Origin of the sequence: Streptomyces sp. NPDC056169 (genome assembly GCF_042268445.1) — a bacterium.
Classification (GTDB): Bacteria; Actinomycetota; Actinomycetes; order Streptomycetales; family Streptomycetaceae; genus Streptomyces.
In genome coordinates this window covers 222506-228632 of sequence record NZ_JBHJUO010000018.1, presented here as the reverse complement: position 1 = coordinate 228632, position 6127 = coordinate 222506, and the positions used below count along the sequence as shown (strand labels likewise).

Annotated in this window: 3 protein-coding genes; all 3 read right to left on the bottom strand. The window is 72.5% G+C overall.

The genetic code is table 11. The features are described 5' to 3' along the window. Positions 1-158 precede the first annotated feature (158 nt). Entirely contained in the window at positions 159-1379 is a 1221-nt protein-coding gene (locus ACFC0G_RS29125) for an ABC transporter substrate-binding protein (protein ID WP_376408539.1), read from the bottom strand. A 138-nt stretch (positions 1380-1517) separates the two neighbouring features. Continuing rightward, positions 1518-2270, bottom strand: coding sequence for a DsbA family protein (locus ACFC0G_RS29120; protein WP_376408536.1), 753 nt, complete (start codon positions 2268-2270; stop codon positions 1518-1520). Continuing rightward, entirely contained in the window at positions 2267-6052 is a 3786-nt protein-coding gene (locus ACFC0G_RS29115; protein WP_376408533.1) for a multicopper oxidase domain-containing protein, read from the bottom strand. The genes ACFC0G_RS29120 and ACFC0G_RS29115 overlap by 4 nt, the downstream gene beginning before the upstream one ends. Positions 6053-6127: the final 75 nt, after the last annotated feature.

Sequence of the window (6127 nt, the reverse complement as noted above, 5' to 3'; positions counted from 1 at the left end):
GGGGGCCCGGGGCCGCCCGCGCCCCCGCCGGGTTGCCGGGTCCCCCCCCCCCTGTGTCCGGGCCCCCGGGGGCCCCGGGCCCCGCGGGGGCGGCCCGCGCGGCGGGCGCGCGCCCGGCCCCGGACGGGGTGGTGGTGGAGTGCGGAGTCATCGACGGGTCACCCGGAGACGGCCGCGGACCAGCCCTGCGACAGGGTCTCCTTGGCCTTCGACGTCTGCTGCTCGGTGGGGAACGCCGGCGTGCCCGTGACCTTCGGCAGCGCGGCGGCGGCCGTCTTGTCGAGGGTGCCGTCGGCCTCCATGGCCGGCATCAGGACGGGCCGGGCGTAGCCCTTGAGCCACAGGTTCTGGCCTTCGGCGCTGTAGAGGTACTCCTGCCACAGGCGGGCGGCCGCCGGGTGCGGGGCGTCCTTGTTGACGGCCTGCGAGTAGAACTGGGCGTAGACGCCGTCGGTGGGGACGGCGACCTTCCAGTCGACGCCCTTGGACGCGAACTGCTCGGCGTAGCCGGCGTTCAGGTAGTCCCAGTCGATGGAGATGGGCGTCTCGCCCTTCTCGACGGTGGCGGGGGTCGACTCGACCGGGTTGTAGTTGCCGTTCTTCTTCAGCTTGCCGAAGAAGTCGATGCCCGGCTTGATGTCGTCGAACGAGCCGCCGTTGGCGAGGGCCGCCGCGTACACGCCGCCGAAGGCGGAGCCCGACTTGGTCGGGTTGCCGTTGAGGGCGACCTGTCCCTTGTACTCGGGCTTGAGCAGGTCGGCGAAGGTCTGCGGGCAGACCTTGACGCGCTTGGCGTCGCAGCCGATGGAGACGTAGCCGCCGTAGTCGTTGAACCAGCGGCCCTGCGGGTCGCGCTGCGTCGCGGGGATCTTGTCGAAGGCGGCGACCTTGTAGGGGGCGGTGAGGCCCTGTTCGCCCGCCGCCTGGGCGAAGGAGGCGCCGAGGTCGAGGACGTCGGGCGCGCGGTCCTGGCCCTTGCGGGACTTCACCGCGTTGATCTCGTCCTGGCTGGAGCCGTCGGGGTTCTCGACGTTCACCTTGATGCCGTACTCGGCGGTGAAGCCGTCGATGATCGCGCCGTAGTTCGCCCAGTCCCGGGGGATGGCGATCGCGTTGAGCGTGCCTTCCTTCCTCGCGGCGGCGACCAGGGCCTCCATGCCGCCGGCGTCGGCGGCGGAGGCCGCGGTGGCGAGGTTCTTCCCGTCGGCGCCTGCGGCGTCCTTCGTGGGGGCGGCGCCACAGGCGGTGAGGGACAGGGCGGTCAGGCCGAGGGCGCCGACGAGGATCGCGGCGCGGGCAGCGGAGGTCACGCGTACTCCATGAGGGGTGGGGGCGAGGCCAAGCTGTATGAACAACTGTTGTCCATACAACTCCTGCATTACGGAGGGCCTCGATGTCCCGCCGGTGAACGCGGGGCGACGCCCGCCCAGCCATTCCCCGGCGGATCGGGTCACCCGCCCCACGCGAAGGTGGGCGCTCTCGGTCCCGGGGCACGGGACCGAGGGCGCCCACCAGTGTTACAGCAGGCCCGCGGCCTGGGTCAGGAGCTTCTCGTAGACCTCGGGGCGGTCCTCGTCGATGACGGGGAAGCCGACGCCGAAGTCGCCGTTGACCCAGCGCGCCCGGATGCCCGGGTTGGCGCTGTCCGTGCCGTCGTGCAGGAACACGTGCGGGCTGCAGTTGACCCGCCCGTCGCGCGCCGACTCGTACTGGGCCATGATCTCCGGCCGGGCGGTGCCGCCGTCGAAGGCCTCGGCGAGGGCCGTCACGTCCACCGCGCCCGTCTCCTCGGCCACGTCGAGGATCACGTGACGCTGGGAGATGCACCGGCCCTCGGCCCAGAAGGCACGGCGCAGGGCCCGGTCGAGCTGTTCACTGGCGTGCCAGCTCTGGGCCTTGGCGGCGTGGACCGCCTCCAGGGCCGGCAGCGTGGTCACCGGGTACGTCCAGTCGGGGCCCTGCCAGAGCCGCCAGCCGGCCTCCGGCTCCAGCGCGCCGAGGACGGAGATCTCCGAGTCCACCCCTGGCCGGGCGTTGACCTCCAGGTTGAACAGCTCCAGCGGGAACGCCCGCAGGTCGAACCAGACGCGCCCTTCGAGACCGAGGCGCCGCCGGGTCTCGTGCAGCCGGTGCACGGCGACGTGCGCGAAGGAGCAGTTGAGGTCGGTATACACGGCGATCGTGTCGGGTGCGGCGGGCAGCCGGGGATCGGCCTGCCCGTCCGTGCCCGGCGTGCCGCCGGTCGTGCTGTCGGTGATGGTGTCGGTCATGGTGCCTCCTCGACGCGGATCAGCCCCCACCAGCCCTCACTGACACCCCAGTGGAGGTTCCCGGTGCGGTACACATGGTCGCCCGGATGCTGGGCGCGGAAGCGCACCGTCCGGGTGCTCCCGGAGGCCAGCGCGCCGAGGGTCGACACGTACCAGCCGAGACCCGTCTCCGAGGCGTCCCACACCTGGCCGTGCACGGTGAAGCCCTGGTTGCGCATCCGGTGCGAGGCGACGGCCAGATGGACGGCCACCTGGTCGCCGGCGCGGCAGGTGAGCAGCGGGGTCGGCGGCTCCGGGTCGGACAGCACCGGGTCCAGCGGGTGCAGGGCGGCGCTGCGGTAGTTGTACGCCTTCTGGCCCGCGTCGTCGGGGCTGTCCGAGAACAGGTCGGTGACCGGCTGGGTGAGGTCCCCGTCGTGGTAGAGCCGCAGGCCGTCCTGGGAGACCAGGACAAGTTCCCGTACGGGCTCGGCATCCGGCCTGCGGACCACGGCCCGCTCGCCGGTCCAGCGCTCCAGGCCGGTGTCGGGGTCGTACGGGGTGGCGTCGGCCTCCTCCACCACGAGCACGCCGACCAGGCCGCGGCGCGGGTGGGAGATCACGTCCGCGTGGGAGCGGAGCAGCACCACACCGGGCTCGCCCGCGTACCAGCGGTATGTGCGGGAGGCCCCCGGCTTGACGGTGGTGTCGGCGTTGCGGCCGACGTGGGCGCCGTCGTCGGTGCGCACGTCGAAGTCGAGCAGGGTGGGGTGCAGGGAGACGCGGCCGGAGATCGTCCTGGCCCCGGGGTCCGCCTCGTTCATCAGCCGCGGGTCCAGCGGGCTCGCGGGCGGCGGCCCGTCCAGCTCGTTGATCAGGGTGACCTCCACCCACTCGCCGGCCCGGCAGCGCAGGACCAGCGGGCCTTCCTCGGGGCCGCCGTCGCCGTCGGCCGTGAAGACGAGCCCGTACGGGTCGGTACGGAGCGGGCTGTACGCGATGACCTCGGCGCGGGCCCGGACGGTGTGCCGGCGGACCCGGCGGCGCGGGGGCAGCGGCGGGGCGTCGGGGGTCCGGCCGGGCAGCGGCGGCAGGTCGGCCTGCGGACGCCCGTACAGGCGCAGCAGTCCCCAGCAGCCCAGCCACAGGTCGTTGGCCGCGCCGAACGACCACAGGTGGTCGCCGGGACCGAGGGTGGGGGCGAGGGCGAGTTCGGCGACGTTGGAGATGCCGAAGGTCTGCTGGTTGCGCCAGGCCGTGTCCTCGCGGCCCGCCCACTCGCGCCAGCGGGCCCCGGAGAGGGTGAAGCTGTGCTGGAGGTCGTGGGAGCCCTGGAGGACGTGGACCCGCAGGTCCTCACCGGGGTAGCCGCGGAGCAGCGGGGTCCCGGGGTCGCCGTGGACGGCGCTGGAGAACCAGTGGGCCGGGTCGCCGCCCCGCTCGGACAGCGGAGCGCTGCGGTAGTTGACGCCCATCGAGCCCTGGTCGTCGGGGGCCCCGGGGGACGGTGGCGGGTTGATCGGGCCGCCGTGATCGCCGTGTCCGTGCTTGACCATGGGGACGAAGTCGCCGATGGCCAGGACCATTTCGCGGTGCGCCGACCCGTCGGCGGTCTTGATGACGGCCTGGGTGCCGCGCCGCAGTTCCTTCTCGTGGTCGTCGGGCGAGACCCAGACGGCGCCCTCCGGTTCGGTCATGAGTGCGCCGAACAGCCCGTGTCGCTGGCGGTAGTTGGCGAGCAGGTGGTCGTGGAAGAGGACGGTGCCGAAGTCCTCGTCGACGTACCAGCGGTAGGTCCAGGAGTTGTACTGCCCGTTCGCCTCGGCTCCCTGGTCGGCGGTGGTGGTCGCCGAGAGGTAGTTCCAGCCCACGGCGGATCCGTCGGAGACGAGCGGGTCGTACTTGACGAGGTGGGTGTGGAGTCCGCACTCGGGCTGGAAGGGCAGCTTCGGGTCGAAGGCGGATTCCTCCTGGGGGCCGGTCGGCAGGGAGTTGGTCAGGGTGAGTTCGAGGACCTCGCCCTTGTTGGCCCGGATGACCAGCGGCTCAAGGGTCCTCTCACCCGCGGCCAGTTGGCGCTTGAACTCGACGAGACCGCCCGCTTCCTCGATCTCCTCGGCCAGGACGTAGAAGTGGGCGTTGTGGTCGTGCCAGGTCGTGGCGTGCTCGTCGGTCGGGTCGCCGTAGTAGTGCAGGGTGCCGTTGGTGACGACCAGGTCGTAGCGGCGGACCGGCGCGTCGGGCGGCCCGACCTTGGTGAAGGCCTCGCCGGGCTGCGGGTCCGCCACGAACGCGGCCGCTTCGAGCGGGGTGGGCTCGCGTCCCATGCCCGGCGGCTGGAGCGGGGTCCGCGGCGGCCGGGGGTTCTTCTGCGGGTAGGTGGCCGACTCGGCGAGGAACCCGGGGAATCCGGGGCGCTCGGGCGTCGGGACCGGTGGCGCCTCGCGGTGGGGCAGGGGGACGAGCCGCTGGATCGGCCGGCCGTCGGGGTAGCCTCCGGTGCCGTCCTGGAGGGTGTCGAAGATCCGGAACATCCCCCACATGCCCATGTGGAAGTGGACGTACATGTGGCAGTGCCAGATGGAGTCGCCGACCGCGCCCTGCGCCGAGCCGAGCCCGCCGAGCAGTTCGAGGGTCATGGCCTCCTGCGGGCCGATGCTGACGGAGTCGACGATCGGGGCGTTCTCGTCGTCCGGCCGCACCCGCCACTGGTGCAGGTGGGTGTGGAAGACATGGGTGTCGCGCATGCCGCCGTGGACGAGCCGGATGACCGTGGGGTCGCCGGAGTAGCCGCGCAGGACGGGCGTGGAGGGGTCGCCGAACAGCCAGGAGCTGTGGTGCACCTCCTCCCCGAGCACGGCGTCCCGCACCGGGTCGATGCGGCCCTCGTCGAGGAGCTGCTGGTAGCGGTGCATCCGCCATTCCATCGGCTCGATGCGGTGGTTGACCGGGAGCATCGCCATGTTGAGCGGTGTCAGGTCGTCGACGGTGTCGGAGGTGCCGGGTCCGGCCGCCGGGGAGCCGGCGGCGGAGGGCCGGTAGATCCCGGCCGCGGCGGCGGCCGCGTGGCCGCCGTCATGACCCCCGTCGTGTCCCCCGCCGTGCCCGTGTCCGGGCATCGGCGGCGGGACCGCCGGGTTGTCGTTGCTCGGGTACTCCATCATGAAGATCACGAACTCGCGGAAGCTGCGGTCCGCCAGATGGATGTCCGCGTACAGGCCCGTCGCCAGCGGTCCGCCCGTCTCCGGGTCGGTCCAGGTGGCCTCGGGGGCCTCGACGACCACCGCGCCGACCATGCCGTGGCTCTGCGTCCCCTCGCCCCGGGCGTCGGACATGTCCCCGAAGTGGAACACCCCCTCGTGCTCGCACACCCACTCGTACACGCGGGTGCCGCCCGGCGGCACGCTGCTGTCCGGGTTGGCGCCCGCGGCGAGTCCGTCCATGGTGCGGACGTCGTACCGGACTCCCTGGAGGGTGATGCCGGCGGGCCGCGCGAGCTCGTTGGTCAGCCGGACCCGCAGCCGCTCGCCGCGCCGGACCCGCAGGACCAGCGGGCGGGCGAGCGGGTTCGGCCCCGGCACCAGCTCGGGGTGCTCCAGATAGCTGGGGAAGGGCTCCGGCCAGGTGGCCGCGACCTCCCTCAGCTCCGGTGCGTCCGAGGCCAGGACGTACAGGGCGCCGTTGCGGTCGTGGTCACCGAACTCGTTGTACGCGATGGGCACATGGAGGGCGACGACGTCGTACGTCCGGACCGGCCTGCCGTCCCCGTGGCGCTCGGTCGGTAATGCTGTGCTGCTGTTCATGTTCTGCGGTACTCCCCCGTACTCGAAACTCGAATGCTTCTTCGCGGTGATCGGTCGTGCGCTGACCAGTCTTGC

What these genes read in the sequence shown, in the direction of transcription:
- ACFC0G_RS29115 (WP_376408533.1), bottom strand. Translation starts at nt 6,052, where the DNA reads ATGAACAGCAGCACAGCATTACCGACCGAGCGCCACGGGGACGGCAGG.
- ACFC0G_RS29120 (WP_376408536.1), bottom strand. Translation starts at nt 2,270, where the DNA reads ATGACCGACACCATCACCGACAGCACGACCGGCGGCACGCCGGGCACG.
- ACFC0G_RS29125 (WP_376408539.1), bottom strand. Translation starts at nt 1,379, where the DNA reads ATGCAGGAGTTGTATGGACAACAGTTGTTCATACAGCTTGGCCTCGCC.